General features: G+C 68.4%; 16 protein-coding genes. 8 read left to right on the top strand and 8 right to left on the bottom strand.

Translation table 11 applies throughout. From position 1 onward, the window contains the following. The first annotated feature begins 287 nt into the window (after positions 1–287). A complete protein-coding gene (aroG, locus tag WS89_RS15490) occupies positions 288–1,361 on the top strand; it encodes a 3-deoxy-7-phosphoheptulonate synthase AroG (protein ID WP_034206466.1) in 1,074 nt (357 codons plus the stop codon). 126 nt (positions 1,362–1,487) lie between these two features. Here the strand turns inward: aroG and hmpA are convergent, their stop codons facing one another. Together hmpA and WS89_RS15500 are read right to left on the bottom strand one after the other, a co-directional pair. Beyond that, positions 1,488–2,696 (bottom strand): NO-inducible flavohemoprotein, encoded by a 1,209-nt coding sequence (hmpA, locus tag WS89_RS15495; RefSeq protein ID WP_059791798.1) that lies wholly within the window; start codon positions 2,694–2,696, stop codon positions 1,488–1,490. Between the two features lie 94 nt (positions 2,697–2,790). After that, entirely contained in the window at positions 2,791–3,342 is a 552-nt protein-coding gene (locus tag WS89_RS15500; RefSeq protein ID WP_059501031.1) for a cob(I)yrinic acid a,c-diamide adenosyltransferase, read from the bottom strand. A gap of 136 nt (positions 3,343–3,478) precedes the next feature. Here WS89_RS15500 and WS89_RS15505 point away from each other — a divergent pair, with 136 nt between their 5' ends. From WS89_RS15505 to proC, 6 genes are all read left to right on the top strand, one after another. Further along, on the top strand, positions 3,479–4,888 hold the full coding sequence (locus WS89_RS15505) for an FAD-binding oxidoreductase (protein WP_059791800.1): 1,410 nt from the start codon (positions 3,479–3,481) through the stop codon (positions 4,886–4,888). Positions 4,889–4,926: 38 nt separating this feature from the next. Further along, positions 4,927–6,420, top strand: a complete 1,494-nt coding sequence (locus WS89_RS15510) for an FAD-linked oxidase C-terminal domain-containing protein (protein WP_034206461.1) — start codon at positions 4,927–4,929, stop codon at positions 6,418–6,420. Between the two features lie 185 nt (positions 6,421–6,605). Beyond that, positions 6,606–7,694, top strand: a complete 1,089-nt coding sequence (gene glcE, locus WS89_RS15515) for a glycolate oxidase subunit GlcE (RefSeq protein WP_059501028.1) — start codon at positions 6,606–6,608, stop codon at positions 7,692–7,694. Positions 7,695–7,701: 7 nt separating this feature from the next. Beyond that, positions 7,702–8,928, top strand: coding sequence for a glycolate oxidase subunit GlcF (gene glcF / locus WS89_RS15520; RefSeq protein ID WP_034206459.1), 1,227 nt, complete (start codon positions 7,702–7,704; stop codon positions 8,926–8,928). Between the two features lie 128 nt (positions 8,929–9,056). Continuing rightward, a complete protein-coding gene (locus tag WS89_RS15525) occupies positions 9,057–9,755 on the top strand; it encodes a YggS family pyridoxal phosphate-dependent enzyme (protein WP_059501027.1) in 699 nt (232 codons plus the stop codon). Positions 9,756–9,808: 53 nt separating this feature from the next. Continuing rightward, a complete protein-coding gene (proC, locus tag WS89_RS15530) occupies positions 9,809–10,621 on the top strand; it encodes a pyrroline-5-carboxylate reductase (protein ID WP_059791802.1) in 813 nt (270 codons plus the stop codon). Between the two features lie 109 nt (positions 10,622–10,730). Here proC and ubiA read toward each other — a convergent pair whose 3' ends face one another. The 6 genes from ubiA to recG form a co-directional block, all read right to left on the bottom strand. Beyond that, the gene (gene ubiA, locus WS89_RS15535) at positions 10,731–11,594 is read right to left on the bottom strand and encodes a 4-hydroxybenzoate octaprenyltransferase (RefSeq protein ID WP_059791804.1); all 864 of its coding nucleotides are present in this window, start codon (positions 11,592–11,594) and stop codon (positions 10,731–10,733) included. 206 nt (positions 11,595–11,800) lie between these two features. Continuing rightward, complete coding sequence (dpsA, locus tag WS89_RS15540) at positions 11,801–12,289, bottom strand: non-specific DNA-binding protein DpsA (RefSeq protein ID WP_034206455.1); 489 nt, start codon at positions 12,287–12,289, stop codon at positions 11,801–11,803. Positions 12,290–12,409: 120 nt separating this feature from the next. Continuing rightward, positions 12,410–12,580, bottom strand: coding sequence for a hypothetical protein (locus WS89_RS34220; RefSeq protein ID WP_179949373.1), 171 nt, complete (start codon positions 12,578–12,580; stop codon positions 12,410–12,412). 115 nt (positions 12,581–12,695) lie between these two features. Beyond that, positions 12,696–14,882, bottom strand: a complete 2,187-nt coding sequence (gene katG / locus WS89_RS15550) for a catalase/peroxidase HPI (RefSeq protein ID WP_059791805.1) — start codon at positions 14,880–14,882, stop codon at positions 12,696–12,698. Positions 14,883–15,506: 624 nt separating this feature from the next. Then, complete coding sequence (locus WS89_RS15555; RefSeq protein ID WP_006754461.1) at positions 15,507–16,466, bottom strand: LysR substrate-binding domain-containing protein; 960 nt, start codon at positions 16,464–16,466, stop codon at positions 15,507–15,509. Positions 16,467–16,592: 126 nt separating this feature from the next. Continuing rightward, positions 16,593–18,902 (bottom strand): ATP-dependent DNA helicase RecG, encoded by a 2,310-nt coding sequence (gene recG / locus WS89_RS15560; RefSeq protein WP_059791808.1) that lies wholly within the window; start codon positions 18,900–18,902, stop codon positions 16,593–16,595. 167 nt (positions 18,903–19,069) lie between these two features. On the opposite strand from recG, the gene queA reads away from it, so the two are divergent. Then, positions 19,070–20,137, top strand: a complete 1,068-nt coding sequence (gene queA, locus WS89_RS15565; RefSeq protein ID WP_059791810.1) for a tRNA preQ1(34) S-adenosylmethionine ribosyltransferase-isomerase QueA — start codon at positions 19,070–19,072, stop codon at positions 20,135–20,137. Positions 20,138–20,215: the final 78 nt, after the last annotated feature.

The raw sequence follows: 20,215 nt of genomic DNA on the forward strand, positions 1-20,215 counted from the left end.
AACTTTTTTGACGAGCCGAATTTCCGTCATGTCCGCCAAGTTTTACTTTTACTTTTTTTGGTATCTCAGACCGCTGGCGGATCGAGAGGGTTGATGGCGCGTAAAGCGCAACCGAAATTCCCGAAAAAACCGCCGGCGAACCCGGCGGTTTTTTTTTCGCCCTTCGCCAGCCGGTCGCCGCCGCAGCGGTCCCGCGGCCCCGACCGGCAGCACCGAATTGCCCGCATCGATGAATCCGCCGCACGCGCACTGACCGAACGGCGCCCCGGAAAACCAGGAGAAACAGCATGCCCCCGCACAACACCGACGACGTCCGCATTCGCGAACTCAAGGAACTGACGCCGCCCGCCCACCTGATCCGCGAATTCGCGTGCTCCGAAGCCGCGTCCGAGCTGATCTACCACTCGCGCCAGTCGATGCACCGCATCCTGCACGGGATGGACGACCGGCTGATCGTCGTGATCGGGCCGTGCTCGATCCACGACACGAAGGCGGCGATCGAATACGCGGGCCGGCTCGTGAAGGAGCGCGAGCGCTTCAAGGGCGAACTGGAAATCGTGATGCGCGTGTACTTCGAGAAACCGCGCACGACGGTCGGCTGGAAGGGGCTCATCAACGATCCGCACCTCGACAACAGCTTCAAGATCAACGAAGGGCTGCGCACCGCGCGCGAGCTGCTGCTGCAGATCAACGAAATGGGGCTGCCGGCCGCGACCGAATACCTCGACATGATCAGCCCGCAGTACATCGCCGACCTGATCTCGTGGGGCGCGATCGGCGCGCGCACGACCGAGTCGCAGGTGCACCGCGAGCTCGCATCGGGGCTGTCGTGCCCGGTCGGCTTCAAGAACGGCACCGACGGCAACGTGAAGATCGCGGTCGACGCGATCAAGGCCGCGTCGCAGCCGCACCATTTCCTGTCGGTGACGAAGGGCGGCCATTCGGCGATCGTGTCGACGGCCGGCAACGAGGATTGCCACGTGATCCTGCGCGGCGGCAAGACGCCGAACTACGATGCGGACAGCGTGAACGCCGCCTGCGCGGACATCGGCAAGGCCGGCCTCGCCGCGCGCCTGATGATCGACGCGAGCCACGCGAACAGCTCGAAGAAGCACGAGAACCAGATCCCCGTGTGTGCCGACATCGGCCGCCAGATCGCGGCCGGCGACGAGCGGATCGTCGGCGTGATGATCGAGTCGCACCTCGTCGAGGGTCGCCAGGACCTGAAGGAAGGCTGCGCGCTGACCTACGGCCAGAGCATCACCGACGCGTGCATCGCGTGGGACGACAGCGTGAAGGTGCTCGAAGGCCTGGCGGAAGCCGTGAAAGCGCGCCGGGTCGCGCGCGGCAGCGGCAACTGATAGCCGGCGGATCTCCGGCCGGCGCTTGACGCACGCGGCCCCGGTCTAGCGCCAAAAAGAAAAGCCCGGCTCGCGCCGGGCTTTGTCATTGCGTCGTTGCGTTGGCCGAAACCGGCCGTCGAACCTTCACTCGAGCGCACCCGACCCGAAGATCTCGGTGTTCACGCGTTCCGGCGCGACGCCGAGCGCGACGAGCGCATCGCGCTGCGCCTTCATGAACGCGACCGGGCCGCAGATGTAATAGTCGGCGTCCGGCACCAGCGCGTACTGCTGCACGCGTTCCGGCGTGAGGCGCCCTTCGAGGTCGTGGTCGATGCCGACGCGATCGTTCGGGCCGACCAGCTCGTACAGCACGGTGCGCTCGACGTTCGCGTGCTCGCCGACGGTATCGTTCAGCCAGTCGCGGAACGCGTGCACCGCGCCCGAACGGCATGCGTGAATGAACCGCACGTCGCGCTTGCTGCCTTCGGCGACCAGCGTCGACGCCATCGACATCATCGGCGTGATGCCGACCCCGCCCGAAATCAGCACGACCGGCGTATCCGCGTCGCGCTTCAGCGAGAAGTCGCCCATCGGTGCGGTCACTTCGACGATCGCACCCTCTTCCACGCCGTCGTGCATCAGCGTCGACACCTTGCCGGCCGGGATCGCTTCGGCCTTGCCGGCCTCGCGCTTCACCGAGATGCGCAGCCACTTGCCGTGCGGCGCATCGGACAGGCTGTACTGGCGCGGCTGGTCGACGCCGAGATCGCCGACGAAGCGCTTCACGGTGACGTACTGGCCCGGCTCGAACGTCGGCGCCGCGCCGCCGTCGGCGGGCGTCAGGTAGAACGACGCGATCTCGTCGCTTTCACGCACCTTGCGCACGACCTTGAACGGGCGGAAGCCGCTCCACGCGGCGTTCGCGTACAGATCGGCCTCGGCGCCGATCATGATCTGCGCGAGCTGGCCGTACGCGACCCGCCACGCTTCGAGCGTGTCGGCATCGACCGCGTCGCCGAGCACTTCGACGATCGACGCGAGCAGGTTCTCGCCGACGATCGGGTAGTGCTCGGGGCGGATGTTCAGGCTCGCGTGCTTGTGCGAGATGCGCGACACCGCGCCGCCGAGCGCGCCGAGGTTGTCGATGTTGGCCGCGTACGCGTAGACGGCCTTCGCGAGCGTTTCGGGCTGGCTGCCGGTCTTCTGGTGCGTCTGGTTGAACAGGTTCTTCAGTTCCGGATGACGCGCGAACATGCGCTGATAGAAATGCTTCGTGATCGTCGCGCCGTGCTCGGCGAGGACGGGGGCGGTGGCCTTCACACGGGCCATCTGGTCAGCGGTGATGTGGGTCATGTTCGTTCTCCGTTAAACATGCTCATACAATACATGTTTAAAAACGGACGCCTGCCGGACAAATTGTCGCAGTGCGCAAAAACGTGGCGGCGTGCTAGCGGACGCGTCCGCGCTCCCACAGCACGTCGGCGCCGCCGCCGGCGCGGTTCAGCACGCGCGCCAGCACGAACAGCAGGTCGGACAGCCGGTTCACGTACCGCCGCGGGGCATCGTTGAGCGTATCGCAGCGCCCGAGCGCGACGATCGAGCGCTCCGCGCGGCGGCACACGGTTCGGCAGACGTGCGCGAGCGATGCGGCGCGCGAGCCGGCCGGCAGAATGAATTCCTTCAGCGGCGGCAGCGTCGCGTTGTAGTCGGCGAGCCACTGGTCGAGGCGCGCGAGATGCGTATCGTCGAGCACCGTGTGGCCGGGAATGCACAGCTCGCCGCCGAGATCGAACAGGTCGTGCTGGATCGTGACGAGCGCCGTGCGCACGTCGTCCGGCAATGCCTCGGCCAGCAGCACGCCGAGATTCGAGTTCAATTCGTCGACGTCGCCGATCGCGGCGATCCGCGCGTCGTCCTTGCCGATGCGCCGCCCGTCGCCCAGCCCGGTGGTGCCGTCGTCGCCCGTGCGCGTCGCGATCTTGCTCAAGCGGTTGCCCATGCGAATGTCCTCTCGTGCGCGGCCGCCACGCGGCCCGGTTGGCTGGAACGCGATTATCGCAGCCCGCGGCGGGAGGCGCAGCGGACGTTACAGCGTAGAATGAGGCGACAGTATGACAAGCAGTCAGGAGACATTCGTGAATCACCCTGCCCCGCCGGCCGCCACGCGCCGCCCGCTGCCCCCCGCCATGCTCGATGCGCTGCGCTCCGCTTTCGGCGAGCGCGTGTCGACCGCCGACGCGGTTCGCGCCCATCACGGCCGCGACGAATCTCCGTTCGATCCGCAACTGCCCGACGCCGTCGTGTTCGCGCGCAGCACCGACGACGTGCGCGAAGTCGTGTCGCTGTGCTCGCTGTACGGCGTGCCGCTGATCCCGTACGGCGCCGGCTCGTCGCTCGAAGGCCACCTGCTCGCGGTGCGCGGCGGCGTGTCGCTCGACCTGTCGGAAATGAACCGCGTGCTGTCGATCAACGCCGAAGACCTGACCGTGACGGTCGAGCCGGGCATCACGCGCAAGGCGCTCAACGAAGCGCTGCGCGACACCGGCCTGTTCTTCCCGATCGATCCGGGCGCCGACGCCAGCATCGGCGGGATGACCGCGACCCGCGCGTCGGGCACCAACGCCGTGCGCTACGGCACGATGCGCGAGAACGTGCTCGGCCTGAGCGCGGTGCTCGCGGACGGCCGCGTGGTCAAGACCGGCTCGCGCGCGCGCAAGTCGTCGGCCGGCTACGACCTCACGCGGCTGTTCGTCGGGTCCGAAGGCACGCTCGGCGTGATCACCGAAATCACGCTGCGCCTGCATCCGCTGCCCGAGGCCGTGTCGGCCGCGATCTGCACGTTCCCGACGATGGGCGACGCGGTCCGCACGGTGATCGAGACGATCCAGATCGGCGTGCCGATCGCGCGCGTCGAATTCGTCGACGCGCTCGCGGTGCGCTCGATCAACCGTCACTCGAACCTGACGCTGACCGAGGCGCCGACGCTGTTCTTCGAATTCCACGGCACCGACGCCGGCGTGAAGGAACAGGCCGAACTCGTGCAGGCGCTCGCCGGCCAGAACGCCGGCCAGGGCTTCGAATGGGCGACGCGCCCCGAGGATCGCACGCGGCTCTGGTCCGCGCGCCACAACGCATACTTCGCGATGCTGCAGTTGAAGCCCGGTTGCCGCGCGGTGACGACCGACGTGTGCGTGCCGATCTCGCAGCTCGCCGCGTGCGTCGAGGAAACCGAGGTCGACCTGCGCGCGTCGTCGCTGCCCTGCCCGATCGTCGGCCACGTCGGCGACGGCAATTTCCACGTCGCGATCCTGATCGATCCCGACAAGCCCGAGGAACTCGCCGAAGCCGAACGCATCAACGACCGGATCGTCGAGCGCGCGCTGCGCCTGGGCGGCACCTGCACGGGCGAGCACGGCGTCGGGCTGCACAAGATGCGCTTCCTGCCGAAGGAGCACGGCGACAACGCAATCGACACGATGCGCGCGATCAAGCTCGCGCTCGATCCGCGCAACCTGATGAATCCGGGCAAGATTTTCACGTGCTGACACGGCGGCGCGGCACCGCGCCCCACGCAGGAGACCTCATGAACGCTCCCGTCGAACTGTCGAGCGCCGCGCGCGCGCAGCGCCAGCGCGAAGTCGTGCAGGCGCTGATGGCCGTGCTGCCGACGCACTGCCTGCTGTACCGCGACGAGGACACGGCGCCGTACGAATGCGACGGCCTGTCCGCGTACCGCCGGCTGCCGCTCGCGGTCGCGTTGCCCGAGACGGAGTCGCAGGTGCAGCGGATCGTGCAGATCTGCCGCCGCATGGAAGTGCCGATCGTGCCGCGCGGCGCCGGCACCAGCCTGTCGGGCGGCGCGCTGCCGATCGCGCTCGGCGTCGTGCTGTCGCTCGCGCGCTTCACGCGCATCGTCGAAGTCGACCCGTACGCGCGCACGGCGACCGTGCAGCCCGGCGTGCGCAACCTCGCGATCTCGGAAGCGGCCGCGCCGTACGGCCTGTATTACGCGCCCGATCCGTCGTCGCAGATCGCCTGCACGATCGGCGGCAACGTCGCGGAAAATTCCGGCGGCGTCCACTGCCTGAAATACGGGCTGACCGTGCACAACGTGATGCGCGTGCGCGCGGTGACGATCGACGGCGAGATCGTCGAATTCGGCTCGCTCGCGCTCGACATGCCGGGCCTCGACCTGCTCGCCGTGATGATCGGCAGCGAAGGGATGTTCGCGATCGTCACCGAGGTCACGGTGCGACTGATCCCGAAGCCGCAGACCGCGCAGCTCGTGATGGCGAGTTTCGACGACGTCGTCAAGGGCGGCGAGGCCGTCGCGGCGATCATCGCGTCGGGCATCATCCCGGCCGGGCTCGAGATGATGGACAAGCCGGCGACGCAAGCCGTCGAGGCGTTCACGCACGCGGGCTACGACCTCGACGCGAAGGCGATCCTCTTGTGCGAATCGGACGGCACGCCCGAAGAAGTCGCCGAGGAGATCGTGCGGATGACGGCCGTGCTGCGCGAACACGGCGCGACGCGCATCCAGGTGTCGCGCAACGAAAGCGAGCGGCTGCGCTTCTGGTCCGGCCGCAAGAACGCGTTCCCGGCCGCCGGCCGCATTTCCGCCGATTACTACTGCATGGACGGCACCGTGCCGCGCCGCGCGATCGGCCCGCTGCTCGCGCGCATCGAGCAGCTCGAAACGCGCTACGGGCTGCGCTGCATCAACGTGTTCCATGCGGGCGACGGCAACATGCATCCGTTGATCCTGTACAACGCGAACGATCCGGACGAGCTGCACCGCGCCGAGCAGTTCGGCGCGGAGATCCTCGAATGTTGCGTGGAATTCGGCGGCAGCGTGACGGGCGAGCACGGCGTCGGTATCGAAAAGCTCAATTCGATGTGCGTGCAGTTCTCGCCGCAGGAGCGCGACGCGTTCTTCGCGGTCAAGCGCGCATTCGACCCGGCCGGGCTGCTGAACCCGGACAAGGGCATCCCGACCCGCGCGCGCTGCGCCGAATACGGGCGCCAGCACGTGCGCGGCGGGCTGCTGCCGCACCCCGACCTGCCGCGCTTCTGAGCGGCGCGCGCGGGTCGCGGCTTGCACCGGCGGCCGCGCCGCGCGGGTCTGCCGTGCCCGCGCGGCGCGTTCGCGTGCCGGCCCCCGCATGCCGGAAGCGGGACGGGGCTTAGGGATAGTCGCGATGTGGAATCGCGCCACCCCGGTACAATCGACCGGACAACGAGACGAGAAAGCAACGGAACATGGAAGAGGACGACATCGTCGCCGGATGGGCCGAGCGCATCCGCGCCGCCAGTGCCGACGGCCGGCCGCTGCGGATTCGCGGCGGCGGCACCAAGGACTGGTACGGCCAGGCGCTCGAGGGCGAAATACTCGACACGCGCGCGTTTCAGGGCGTCGTGTCGTACGACCCGGCCGAACTCGTCGTCACGGTCCGCGCGGGCACGCCGCTCGCGCAACTTGAAACCGTCCTCGCCGAGCGCGGCCAGATGCTGCCGTTCGAGCCGCCGCACTTCGGCCGTTCGGCCACCGTCGGCGGCTGCGTCGCCGCCGGCCTCGCGGGCCCGCGCCGCGCCACCTGCGGCGCACCGCGCGATTTCGTGCTAGGCACCACGCTGATGAACGGTCGCGGCGAAAGGCTGCGCTTCGGCGGCCAGGTCGTGAAGAACGTCGCCGGCTACGACGTGTCGCGGCTGATGGCCGGCGCGCTCGGCACGCTCGGGCTGATGCTCGACCTGTCGATCAAGGTGCTGCCGATACCTGTCGCCGAAGTCACGCTCAAATTCGAGATGACCGCGACCGACGCGGTGCGCAAGCTCAACGAATGGGGCGGCCATCCGCTGCCGGTCAGCGCGAGCGCGTGGCGCAACGGCACGCTCGTGCTGCGCCTGTCGGGCGCGGAAGCTGCCGTGAAATCCGCGAAAACGCTGCTCGGCGGCGAAGTCGTCGACGCGGTCGAGGCCGAGCGCTTCTGGTCCGGCCTGCGCGAGCATACCGATCCGTTCTTCAACGGCATCCCGCCCGGCTACGCGCTGTGGCGCCTGTCGCTGCCGTCGATCACCGAACCGATGCACCTGCCCGGCACCCAGTTGATGGAATGGGGCGGCGCGCAGCGCTGGTGGATCACCGACGCCGACGCGCAAACCGTGCGCATGAGCGCGAAGCAGGCCGGCGGCCATGCGACGCTGTTCCGCGCGGGCGACACCTACGACCGCAGCGCGGGCGTGTTCACGCCGCTGCCCGCGCCGATGATGAAGATCCACCGCGGGCTGAAGAGCGCGTTCGATCCCGCGCGCATCTTCAATCGCGGCCGGCTCTACCCAGACCTCTGAGGGATCGATGCAAACGAACCTCGCCGATTTCATCCGTAATACGCCCGACGGCGACGAGGCCGACGCGATCCTGCGCAAGTGCGTGCACTGCGGGTTCTGCACCGCGACCTGCCCGACCTATCAACTGCTCGGCGACGAACTCGACGGCCCGCGCGGACGCATCTACCTGATCAAGCAGATGGTCGAAGGCGCGCCCGTCACGCGCAGCACGCAACAGCATCTCGACCGCTGCCTCACCTGCCGCAGCTGCGAGACGACCTGCCCGTCCGGCGTGCAGTACGGCCGGCTCGTCGAGATCGGGCGCAAGCACGTGGAGGCGCAGGTGGAACGCCCCGCGCAGCAGCGGCTCATGCGCCGCGTGCTCGCGAGCGTCGTGCCGAACGCCGCGCTGTTCTCGCCGGCGATGCGGCTCGGCCAGCACGTGCGGCCGCTGCTGCCGAAGCGGCTGCGCGACAAGGTGCCGCCGCGCACGCGGCTGCTCGAATGGCCGCATCGCACGCATACGCGCAAGATGCTGATGCTCGGCGGCTGCGTGCAGCCGTCGATGCTGCCGAACATCAACATCGCGACCGCGCGCGTGCTCGACGCGCTCGGCATCGAGACGGTCGTCTCGCCCGACGCGGGCTGCTGCGGCGCGATCCGCCTGCACCTGAACTATCACGACGAAGCGCTCGACGACGCGCGCCGCAACATCGACGCGTGGTGGCCCCACGTCGAACAGGGCGCCGAGGCGATCGTGATGAATGCGTCGGGCTGCGGCGCGACGGTGCTCGAATACGCGCACCTGCTGCGCGACGATCCGGCCTACGCGGAGAAAGCGCAGCGCATCGTGTCGCTGACGCGCGACATCTCCGACGTGCTGCTCGCGTTCGAGGCCGAACTCGCGACGATCGCCCGGCGCCGTGCGATCCATACGGTCGCATACCACCCGCCGTGCACGCTGCAGCACGGGCAGCAGTCGCGCGGCAAGGTCGAGCGCCTGCTCGAGACGCTCGGCATCGACGTGCGGCTGCCGGCCGACAGCCATCTGTGCTGCGGCTCGGCCGGTACCTACTCGCTGACGCAGCCGTCGCTGTCGTACCGGTTGCGCAAGCAGAAGCTGCTGAAGCTGCAGGCGCTCGAACCGCAGATGATCGTATCCGGCAACATCGGCTGCATCGCACACCTGCAAAGCGGCACGCAGGTGCCGGTCGCCCACTGGATCCAGCTCGTCGAGCATTTGCTGTACGGCTAGTGCCCGTTCACGCGTAACGGGCGGGCGCGCGGCGTCCGTATAATGAGCGGATCGATGCGCCGCGGATCGCGGCGCATCGGCTTCATGCCCGTTTCCGCGCTACCTGCGTGCCTGCTTCCGTGCCCGTCATGTCCGATCTCGCCGCCCGTCTCGACTCCGTTCACCGCCGCATCGCCGACGCCGCCCGCGCGGCCGGCCGCGATCCCGCCACCGTATCGCTGCTCGCCGTGTCGAAGACGTTTCCGGCCGACGACGTGCGCGCCGCGCATGCGGCCGGGCAGCACGCCTTCGGCGAGAACTACGTGCAGGAGTCGCTCGACAAGATCGACGCGCTCGCCGACTTGCGCGCGAGCCTCGAATGGCATTTCATCGGGCCGCTGCAATCGAACAAGACGCGCCCCGTCGCCGAGCGCTTCGACTGGGTCCATTCGGTCGACCGGCTGAAGATCGCGCAGCGCCTGTCGGAACAGCGCCCCGCGCACCTGCCGCCGCTCAACGTGTGCGTGCAGGTGAACATCAGCGGCGAGGCGTCGAAGAGCGGCGTCGCGCCGGCCGACGTGGCCGAGGTCGCGCGTGCGGTCGCCGCGCTGCCGTCGCTGCGGCTGCGCGGCCTGATGGCGATTCCCGAACCGGCCGGCGACACCGACGCGCAGCGCGCGCCGCATCGCGCGCTGCGCGCGTTGTTCGACGCATTGCGCGCCGACGGCCTGCCGCTCGACACGCTGTCGATGGGCATGTCCGCCGATCTCGACGCGGCCGTGCTCGAAGGCGCGACGATCGTGCGCGTCGGCACCGCGATCTTCGGCGCGCGCGATTACGCGCGCTGAACGCCGCGCTCTTTTCCGCCTTTCCGTTCACTCACTCGCTCATTCCCGACATCATGAAAATCGCATTCATCGGCGGCGGCAACATGGCCGCGGCCCTGATCGGCGGCCTGGCCAAGCGCGGCGTCGCCGCGGACGGCCTGTATGCCGTCGACATCAACGAAGACGTCCGCGCGCGCACCGCGCAGCAATTCGGCGTGCGCACCGGCGCGGCCGTCGACGCAACGCTCGCCGATTACGACGCGATCGTGCTCGCGGTGAAGCCGCAGGTGCTGAAGGACGTCGCGCAGGCGCTCGCGCCGCACCTGAAGTCGCAGCTCGTGATCAGCATCGCGGCCGGCATCCGCGGCACGGATCTCGCCCGCTGGCTCGGCGGCTACGCGCGCGTCGTGCGCACGATGCCGAACACGCCGGCGCTGATCGGCATGGGCGTGACGGGCCTCGCCGCGCTGCCGGGCGTCGACGCGGCGGGCCGCGAACTCGCATCGAGCGTGCTCGGCGCGGTCGGCGAGATCGTGTGGTTCGACGACGAATCGCAGCTCGACGCGGTCACGGCGATTTCGGGCAGCGGCCCCGCGTACGTGTTCTATTTCATCGAAGCGCTGCAGGAAGCCGCGCGCCGTCTCGGCATGAACGACGAACAGGGTCGCGCGCTCGCGGTCGCGACGTTCGCGGGCGCCGCGCAACTGGCCGCGCAATCGGGCGAGCCGGCGGGCGTGCTGCGCGAACGCGTGACGTCGAAGGGCGGCACGACGGCCGCCGCGCTCGCGGCATTCGACGCACAGGGCGTGAAGGAAGCGATCGTGCGCGGCGCGCTCGCGGCCGAAGCGCGTGCGAAGGAAATGGGCGACGAGCTCGGCCGCGCGTAAGCGCGACAGCGGCGCCGGTTTGCGCCGGCGCCGGACGTAAAAAAAGCGACCGTCGGGTCGCTTTTTTCGTTGGCGCCGCCCGCAAAGGCGCGATATGTCGGGGTGTCGTTCAGCGAGCGGCCAGCAGGTAATGCGCGGCGATGCCCGCGAACAGCACGCCGCCGAGCCAGTTGTTGTGGCGGAACGCCGCGAAGCACGGCATCCGTTCGCGACCCTTGATCAGCGTGTAGTGATACAGCGCGCAGCCGACCGCCGCCGCCCAGCCGGCCCAGTATGCGAGGCCGAAGCCGAGCGTCACGCCGATCCACACGTAGATGCCGAGCGTCACCGCGTAGCACGCCATCACGGCCGCGACGTCGAAGCGGCCGAACGTCAGCGCGGACGTGCGGATGCCGATCTTGATGTCGTCGTCGCGATCGACCATCGCATATTCGGTGTCGTACGCGACCGACCAGAAGATGTTCGCGAGCAGCATCACCCACGCCAGCACCGGCACCGTGTCCTGCACGGCCGCGAACGCCATCGGGATGCCGAAGCCGAACGCGATGCCGAGATACGCCTGCGGAATCGCGAAGAAGCGCTTCATGAACGGATAGGAGCCGGCGACGAACAGCGCGACGACCGACAATTCTTTCGTCAGCGTATTGAGCGGCAGGATCAGCAGGAACGCGACGAACGACAGCCCGACCGCGATCGCGACGGCTTCCCATGCCCGGATCTTGCCCGACGTCAGCGGCCGGTCGGCCGTGCGCTTCACGTGGCGGTCGAAATCGCGGTCGGCGTAATCGTTGATCGCGCAGCCGGCCGAGCGCATCAGCAGCGTGCCGAGCGTGAAGATCACGAGCAGCGGCCAGCGCGGATGGCCGTCCGATGCGATCCACAGCGCGTTGAGCGTCGGCCACAGCAGCAGCAGGCTGCCGATCGGCTTGTCCATCCGGACGAGCCGCAGATACAGGGGAAAGCGGGCAAGCATGGCGAAGCACCAGGAAGAGAATCCCGGCATTTTAGAGCCGAGCGGCGCTGCGCGTCATGTCGGCGCGACCCGCGGCCGGCGGTCGCGGCGGGCCGGCCGGCTGCCGCGGCCCGCTGCGCACGGCCGTGCGGCGGCGGGCATCGATCCAGGGACAGATTCGGAGCCGGCCCGCCCGGGCCCGGCCCGACGCCCCGGCAGCGCTGGACTTACGCGAGCAGCGACCGCAGCATCCATGCGGTCTTTTCATGCGTCTGCAGGCGCTGCGTGAGCAAATCGGCGGTCGGCTCGTCGCTCGCCGCGTCGGCGATCGGGAAGATTTCGCGCGCGGTGCGCACGACCGTCTCGTGCCCTTCGACGAGCTGGCGGATCATCTCCTCGGCGGCCGGCACGCCCTTCGCTTCGGGCACCGACGACAGTTTCGCGAAATCGCCGAACGTGCCGGGCGCGACGACGCCCAGCGTGCGAATGCGCTCGGCGACGGAGTCGACCGCGAGCCATAGTTCGTTGTACTGCTCCTCGAACATCAGGTGCAGCGTGTTGAACATCGGTCCGGTCACGTTCCAGTGGAAATTGTGGGTCTTCAGGTACAGCGAAAACGTATCGGCGAGCAAGCGCGACAGGCCCTCCGCGATGTTCTTGCGGTCCTTGTCGCTGATGCCGATGTTGATCTGCGTGGCATTGCCTTTCTTGGCCATCTTCGGGACTCCTCATTCGAAATGTTGAACCGGCGAAAATGCATCGGGCAATCCGCATGCCGCCTCGCGCGGCATCCGTTCGCGACTCGCCAGTCTAGCGTCGCGAATCCGTGGCCGCCCTCAACCGCCGGCGGCCGACACGACCGGCGCGAGCGCGTGCAGCGCCTGCGAGGCCAGCTCCGCCGCTCCGCCGACGACGATCGCGAAGCCGACGACGTAGCGCGCCAGCTCCACCGGCGATCGCAGAATGGGCGCCGCGGCAGCGCGCATGTCGAGCATCATTTGCGTCATGATCGTCACTCCTTTGACAAGACAAGACATCGTTCAGGGAAGAAACGGCCGGTCGCCGGACCGGCCGTTTCACGTTACTGCATCACCGCATCACCGCGTCGGGATGCGGCCGGGTTCACGCGAGGTCGAAGCGGTCGAGGTTCATCACCTTGTTCCAGGCCGCGACGAAATCGCGCACGAACTTCTCCTTCGCGTCCGCGCTGCCGTACACCTCGGCCAGCGCACGCAGTTGCGCATGCGAACCGAAGATCAGGTCGACGCGCGTGCCCGTCCACTTGAGCGCGCCCGTCGCGCGATCGCGCCCTTCGAACACGTCGTTCGCGGCCGACACCGGCTTCCATTCCGTGCCCATGTCGAGCAGGTTCACGAAGAAGTCGTTCGTCAGCGTTTCCGGACGATCGGTGAACACGCCATGCTTCGCATCGCCGGCATTCGCACCGAGCACGCGCAGGCCGCCGACGAGCACCGTCATCTCCGGTGCGCTCAGCGTCAGCAACTGGGCCTTGTCGACCAGCAGCGCCTCGGCCGGCGTCTTGTACGCGTGCTTCAGGAAGTTGCGGAAACCGTCGGCGAGCGGCTCGAGCACGGCCATCGCGTCGACGTCGGTTTCTTCCTGCGACGCGTCCATCCGGCCCGGTGCGAACGGCACGGTGACCGCGATACCCGCATTCTTCGCGGCCTGCTCGACGCCGGCCGCACCGGCCAGCACGATCAGGTCGGCCAGCGACACCTTCTTGCCGTCCGTCTGCGCGTCGTTGAACGCCTTCTGCACGCCTTCGAGCGTTTCGAGCACCGCCGCGAGTTCGGCCGGGCGGTTCACTTCCCAGTCCTTCTGCGGCGCGAGGCGGATGCGCGCACCGTTCGCGCCGCCGCGCTTGTCCGAACCGCGGAACGTCGATGCGGACGCCCAGGCGGTCGACACGAGCTGCGACACGCTCAGCCCCGTCGCCAGCACCTTCGCCTTCAGCGCGGCGACGTCGGCGGCGTCGATCAGCGGGTGATCGACGGCCGGGATCGGATCCTGCCACAGCAGGTGTTCCGCCGGTACTTCCGGGCCGAGATAACGGGCGCGCGGGCCCATGTCGCGGTGCGTGAGCTTGAACCACGCGCGTGCGAACGCGTCGGCGAATTCGGCCGGGTTCTCGTAGAAGCGGCGCGAGATCTTTTCGTAGGCCGGGTCGAAACGCAGCGACAGGTCGGTCGTCAGCATCGTCGGACGATGCTTCTTCGACGCGTCGTACGCGTCCGGAATGATCTCGTCGGCATCCTTCGCGACCCACTGGTGTGCGCCGGCCGGGCTCTTCGTGAGCTCCCATTCGTAGCTGAACAGGTGCTTGAAGAAGTCGTTGCTCCACTTCGTCGGCGTCGACGTCCACGTGACTTCGAGACCGCTCGTGATCGTGTCCTTGCCCTTGCCCGTGCCGAACGTGCTCTTCCAGCCGAGGCCCTGCTCTTCGAGGCCCGCGGCTTCCGGTTCGGGACCGACGTTCGAGGCCGGGCCGGCGCCGTGCGTCTTGCCGAACGTGTGGCCGCCCGCGATCAGCGCGACCGTTTCCTCGTCGTTCATCGCCATCCGCGCGAACGTCTCGCGGATGTCGTGCGCGGCGGCGACCGGGTCGGGGTTGCCGTCCGGGCCTTCCGGGTTCACGTAGATCAGGCCCATCTGCACCGCGGCGAGCGGGCTTTCGAGTTCGCGCTTGCCCGTGTAGCGGCTGTTCGGGCCGCCGCTCAGTTCCAGCCAGATCTTTTCCGAGCCCCAGTAGACGTCGTCCGGCTCCCACGTATCGACGCGGCCGCCGGCATAGCCGAACGTCTTGAAGCCCATCGATTCGAGCGCGACGTTGCCGGTCAGGATCAGCAGGTCGGCCCACGAGATGTTGCGGCCGTACTTCTGCTTGATCGGCCACAGCAGGCGGCGCGCCTTGTCGAGGCTCACGTTGTCCGGCCAGCTGTTGAGCGGCGCGAAGCGCTGCTGCCCGCCGCCCGCGCCGCCGCGGCCGTCGGCCGTGCGGTACGTGCCGGCGCTATGCCATGCCATGCGCACGAACAGGCCGCCGTAGTGGCCGAAGTCGGCCGGCCACCAGTCCTGCGACGTCGTCATCAGCGCGTGCAGGTCCTGCTTCACCGCGGCGAGATCCAGCTTCTTGAACGCCTCGGCGTAGTCGAAATCGTCGTCCATCGGATCGGACAGCGCCGAATGCCGATGCAGGACGTCGAGGTTCAGCCGGTTCGGCCACCAGTCCTTGTTCGTCGTGCCGCTGCCTGCGGTGTGGTTGAACGGGCACTTCGTTTCGTTCGACATGCTTTTTTCTCCTTCACTGGCTCGTAGGCCCCCACGTGCCGGGCGCGGTTCGTGGAGCGTTGCGGGGGGTAAGAAACGGAACAGGCGGGTCCTCCTGTCGTACTACGGGATGTCGTGCGCGGCCCTGGACACGCGTTCCCGTTGCCGTGCGCCGCAGGCGGGGCACTCGGGGAAGCGGCTGCCGGCAGTCGTCGTACCGACGACGCGGGCGGCTTTTCGGATATCGGACATGCGATGCTCCCTCAAGGCTCGACGGCAGGTGATTCGGGGGAACACTGGACCGGCGTGCGGCGGCACTCATCCGCCATACACACGGTCCGCCAGGTACGCGAACGCAATCGGGCGCAGGCCGCGAACCGCCGCCCTGGCGCGATGTACGACCGTGTCGCGCGACGGGATGTTCCGCTGCGCGTGCTTCAATACCGACCGCATCATGACATCCTCCTTTGACGCTTGCATCCAACGTGCATCTCGCACGTCGGCTCGACATCGATCCATGTAGAGGATTCTATCTATATCTATCAATTATTTGAATTTGATAAATTTCATCTATGCAATAGGGAAAAATAAACGGGGTCGCACGACCCCGTTCATCACGCTGCCACACACGCCTGCATCGGCGCGTCAGTTCATCGTGGCCGGCATGTCGAGCTTCGCGACACCCGGCAGCTCGCAAGCGGCAATCGCGTCGCTGATCGCGTCGATCGCCGGCATCCGCGTGAAGCTCTTGCGCCACACGAGCACCACGCGGCGGTCGGGCACCGGTTCGTTGAACGGTACGTACGACAGCAGCTCGGCATCGGGGCCGTTCGCGCGCGGGCCGATCTCGGCGACCGACATCCGCGGCAGCACGGTGATGCCGACGCCACTCGCGACCATGTGGCGAATGGTTTCGAGCGACGAGCCCTCGAACGTCTTCTGGATGCCGTCGGCCGTCTGCGAGAAGCGCATCAGTTCCGGACACACGCCGAGCACGTGATCGCGGAAGCAGTGGCCGTTGCCGAGCAGCAGCATGGTTTCCTGCTTCAGATCCTCGGCGTCGATTTCGTCGCGCTTCTCCCACGGATGGCCGGCCGGCAGCGCGACGACGAACGGCTCGTCGTACAGCGGCCGCACCATCAGGCCGGTTTCGGGGAACGGCAGCGCCATGATCGCGGCGTCGATCTCGCCCTGCTTCAGCAGTTCGAGCAGCTTCAGCGTGTAGTTCTCCTGCAGCATCAGCGGCATCTGCGGGACACGCTGGATCATCTGCTTGACGAGCGTCGGCAGCAGGTACGGCCCGATCGTGTAGATCACGCCGAGGCGGAACGGGCCGACGAGCGGGTCCTTGCCCTGCTTCGCGATCTCCTTGATCGCGAAGGTCTGCTCGAGCACGCGCTGCGCCTGGGTGACGATCTGGTCGCCGATCGGCGTTACGCTCACTTCGCTCGCGCCGCGCTCGAAAATCTGCACGTTGAGCTCGTCTTCGAGCTTCTTGATCGCCACCGACAGGGTCGGCTGGCTCACGAAGCACGCTTCGGCCGCGCGACCGAAATGCCGCTCGCGCGCGACCGCGACGATGTACTTCAATTCAGTCAGGGTCATTGTGGGTCAATCAGAGATATACAGGCGATAGGTTTAATTTATACACCCTCTTACCCAGGTTCGCCAAGTTTCTCTGCATCGCGATGCGTCGAGTGGCGGCTTTCGATCCGGCCCCAAGCCGGTCGATCAGGCCTTCAGGTATTGCTCGCGCGCGCCGAGCCAGCGCGCGAGATGCTGCGTGACGACCTCCGGATACGCGGCAATCAGCCGCGCCGCGGCCTCGCGGGCAGGATCGATCAGCCAGCCGTCGGTCTCGAGGTTCGCAAAACGCAGCATCGCCGCACCCGACTGGCGCGCGCCGAGGAATTCGCCGGGGCCGCGGATTTCGAGGTCGCGCCGCGCGATCTCGAAACCGTCGGTCGTCTCGCGCATCGTCTTCAGCCGCTCGCGGCCGGCGATCGACAGCGGCCCGGTGTACAGCAGCACGCACACCGACGCCGCGGTGCCGCGCCCGACACGGCCGCGCAACTGGTGCAGCTGCGCCAGGCCGAACCGTTCCGCGTGCTCGATCACCATCAGCGAGGCGTTCGGCACGTCGACGCCGACTTCGATCACGGTCGTCGCGACCAGCAATTGCACTTCGTTGCGCGTGAACGCTTCCATCACGGCCGCCTTGTCGGCCGGCGACAGGCGGCCGTGCACGAGGCCGACCTTCAACTCGGGGAGCGCCGCGGCCAGCGTCTCGTAGGTTTCGACGGCCGTCTGCAGCTGCAGCGTCTCGCTCTCCTCGATCAGCGGGCACACCCAGTACACCTGGCGCCCGATCAGCGCGGCCTCGCGCACGCGGGCGATCACTTCGTCGCGCCGCGCGTCGCCGACGAGGCGCGTCAGCACGGGCGTGCGGCCGGGCGGCAACTCGTCGATCGTCGATACCTCGAGGTCCGCGTAGTACGTCATCGCGAGCGTGCGCGGAATCGGCGTGGCCGACATCATCAGTTGGTGCGGCTGAAAGTCGCGCGCGCCGTTAGCGGCATTCGCGGCCTTCGCGCGCAACGCGAGACGCTGCTCGACGCCGAAGCGGTGCTGCTCGTCGACGATCACGAGGCCGAGCCGCGCGAATTCGACCGTATCCTGGATGATCGCGTGCGTGCCGATCACGAGCTGCGCGGTGCCGAGCGCGGCGGCCTCGATCGCCGCGCGTTTCTCTTTCGCCTTCAGGCTGCCCGCGAGCCATGCGACCGTGACGCCGAGCGGCTCGAGCCATGCACGCAGCTTGCGCGCGTGCTGTTCCGCGAGGATTTCGGTCGGCGCCATCAGCGCGGCCTGGTAGCCGGCGTCGATCGCCTGCGTGGCGGCCAGCGCCGCGACGACCGTCTTGCCGCTGCCGACGTCGCCCTGCAGCAGACGCTGCATCGGATGCGCGAGCGTGAGGTCGTGCGCGATCTCGTCGACGACGCGCGCCTGCGCGCCGGTCAACGTGAACGGCAGCGCCGCGTAAAGGCGCGTGGTCAACGCATCGGCATCGGTCGCGGCGCGGCGCGGCATTGCGGGCGCGGCGCGCGTGCGGCGCTCCTCGTGCGCCCGCTTGAGCGACAGCTGCTGCGCGAGCAGCTCCTCGAACTTGATGCGCGTCCATGCCGGATGCGAGCCGTCCATCAGCGCGGCTTCGTCGGAATCGACGCCCGGGTGGTGCAGGATGCGCACGGCCTGCGCGAGCGTCGGCACGCCGAGCGGCTTCAGGTAATCGCGCTCGATCTCGGGCGGCAGCAGTTCGGGCAGCGGCGTGCGCTCGAGCGCGTTCTCGATCGCCTTGCGCAGATACGCCTGCGACACGCCGGCCGTGCTCGGGTAGACGGGCGTGAGCACCTGCGGCAGCGGCGCATCGGCTTCGACGACGCGCACGGCCGGATGCACCATCTCCATCCCGAAGAAGCCGCCGCGCACGTCGCCGCGCACGCGCAGCCGCTGGCCGACGGCCATCTGCTTGACCTGGGAGCCGTAGAAATTCAGGAACCGCAGCACGAGCTGCTCGCCGTCGTCGTCCCGGATCTTCACGACGAGCTGGCGGCGCGGCCGGTACGCGACCTCGTTGTCGAACACGACGCCTTCGGTCTGCGCGATGCCGCCCGGCAGCAGTTCGCCGATCGGCGTGAGCGTGGTTTCGTCCTCGTAGCGCATCGGCAGATGCAGCACGAGATCGATCGAGCGCGTGAGGCCGAGCTTCGCGAGCTTGTCGGCGGTTTTCACCGGCTTGTCGGCGGCCGGCTTCTTCTTGCGCTTCGCATCGGCCGCCCCTGCTTCGTCGCCGGCGGCGCCGTCGGCCTCGGGCACGGCCGCCGCGGGCTGCGCAAGCCGCCCGTCGGCGCCGCGTTTCGGGCCGGCGCGGCGCGCGCCGGAGCCCGATGCGGACGGCGCGGACGAGGCGGCATCGTCCGCGTCGAACGGATCGGCGGAATCGGCAACGGCAGCGAGGGAACGGCGTGGTGACACAGGCATCGGATCGTCTGGGTGCTTCGCAAGGCAAGTACAATAGCGGCTTTCACGTCGTCCGAACGAACGACGCCGGCCAGGCCGCGCATCCCGTCATCATAGCGGCTCGCGCGCCCCGATTACGCGTTTGCGCGCTGTCGGCCACGCCCGCCGGCCGCTTCGAACCAACCCGCATGTTCACGCTTTCCGATTTCGATTTCAATCTGCCGCCCGAGCTGATTGCACAAACCGCGCTGCCCGATCGCACCGCGAGCCGCCTGCTCGAGGTCGACCGCGGCGTCGAGCCCGCACGCCTCGTCGACCGCCATTTCGCCGAGCTGCCGTCGTGCATCGCGCCCGGCGACCTGCTCGTGTTCAACGATACCAAGGTACTGAAGGCGCGGTTCTTCGGCCAGAAGGCCAGCGGCGGCAAGATCGAGGTGCTGATCGAGCGCGTGACGGGCACGCACACCGCGCTCGCGCAGATCCGCGCGAGCAAGTCGCCGGGCGCCGGCACGACGCTGCGCCTGGCCGATGCGTTCGACGTGACGGTCGGCGAGCGCGTCGAGCCGTTCTTCACGCTGCACTTCCCCGCGCCGTGCCTCGACCTGATCGAGCAGTACGGCCGCCTGCCGCTGCCGCCGTATATCGAGCACGATCCCGACGCAACCGACGAAACGCGCTACCAGACCGTCTACGCGAGCAACCCGGGCGCGGTCGCCGCGCCGACGGCCGGGCTGCACTTCGACCAGCCGCTGCTGGAGAAGCTCGACGCGATGGGCGTCGAGCGCGCGACGCTGACGCTGCACGTCGGCGCCGGCACGTTCCAGCCGGTGCGCGTCGAGAACATCGCCGAGCACAAGATGCACAGCGAGTGGTACGACCTGCCGCAGTCGCTCGTCGAGAAGATCGCCGCGACCCGCGGGCGCGGCGGCAACGTGATCGCGGTGGGCACGACGTCGATGCGCGCGCTCGAAGCCGCCGCGCGCTCGGCCGACGAAGCGGGCCGCCCGCTCGCGGCGACGCAGGCCGAAACCGACATCTTCATCACGCCCGGCTACCGTTTCCGCGTGGTCGACCGGCTCGTCACGAACTTCCACCTGCCGAAATCGACGCTGCTGATGCTGGTGTCCGCGTTCGCGGGCGTCGAGACGATCCGCGCCGCTTACCGGCACGCGATCGCCGAACGCTATCGCTTCTTCAGCTACGGCGACGCGATGCTGCTCACGCGGCGCGACACGCCGGAGGCGCCGCGCGCGTAAAGCGCGGCGGGGCAGCGGGCGCGACGGCCCGCACGCCACGCACTGCGCGGCCGCCGTTGCATCGCAGTGCCCGTATTC

The sequence above is a fragment of the Burkholderia sp. MSMB1072 genome, assembly GCF_001524725.1.
Lineage (GTDB): Bacteria > Pseudomonadota > Gammaproteobacteria > Burkholderiales > Burkholderiaceae > Burkholderia.

What these genes read in the sequence shown, in the direction of transcription:
- queA (WP_059791810.1), top strand. Translation starts at nt 19,070, where the DNA reads ATGTTCACGCTTTCCGATTTCGATTTCAATCTGCCGCCCGAGCTGATT.
- WS89_RS15525 (WP_059501027.1), top strand. Translation starts at nt 9,057, where the DNA reads ATGTCCGATCTCGCCGCCCGTCTCGACTCCGTTCACCGCCGCATCGCC.
- proC (WP_059791802.1), top strand. Translation starts at nt 9,809, where the DNA reads ATGAAAATCGCATTCATCGGCGGCGGCAACATGGCCGCGGCCCTGATC.
- dpsA (WP_034206455.1), bottom strand. Translation starts at nt 12,289, where the DNA reads ATGGCCAAGAAAGGCAATGCCACGCAGATCAACATCGGCATCAGCGAC.
- aroG (WP_034206466.1), top strand. Translation starts at nt 288, where the DNA reads ATGCCCCCGCACAACACCGACGACGTCCGCATTCGCGAACTCAAGGAA.
- glcE (WP_059501028.1), top strand. Translation starts at nt 6,606, where the DNA reads ATGGAAGAGGACGACATCGTCGCCGGATGGGCCGAGCGCATCCGCGCC.
- katG (WP_059791805.1), bottom strand. Translation starts at nt 14,882, where the DNA reads ATGTCGAACGAAACGAAGTGCCCGTTCAACCACACCGCAGGCAGCGGC.
- glcF (WP_034206459.1), top strand. Translation starts at nt 7,702, where the DNA reads ATGCAAACGAACCTCGCCGATTTCATCCGTAATACGCCCGACGGCGAC.
- WS89_RS15510 (WP_034206461.1), top strand. Translation starts at nt 4,927, where the DNA reads ATGAACGCTCCCGTCGAACTGTCGAGCGCCGCGCGCGCGCAGCGCCAG.
- recG (WP_059791808.1), bottom strand. Translation starts at nt 18,902, where the DNA reads ATGCCTGTGTCACCACGCCGTTCCCTCGCTGCCGTTGCCGATTCCGCC.
- WS89_RS15500 (WP_059501031.1), bottom strand. Translation starts at nt 3,342, where the DNA reads ATGGGCAACCGCTTGAGCAAGATCGCGACGCGCACGGGCGACGACGGC.
- WS89_RS34220 (WP_179949373.1), bottom strand. Translation starts at nt 12,580, where the DNA reads ATGACGCAAATGATGCTCGACATGCGCGCTGCCGCGGCGCCCATTCTG.
- WS89_RS15555 (WP_006754461.1), bottom strand. Translation starts at nt 16,466, where the DNA reads ATGACCCTGACTGAATTGAAGTACATCGTCGCGGTCGCGCGCGAGCGG.
- hmpA (WP_059791798.1), bottom strand. Translation starts at nt 2,696, where the DNA reads ATGACCCACATCACCGCTGACCAGATGGCCCGTGTGAAGGCCACCGCC.
- ubiA (WP_059791804.1), bottom strand. Translation starts at nt 11,594, where the DNA reads ATGCTTGCCCGCTTTCCCCTGTATCTGCGGCTCGTCCGGATGGACAAG.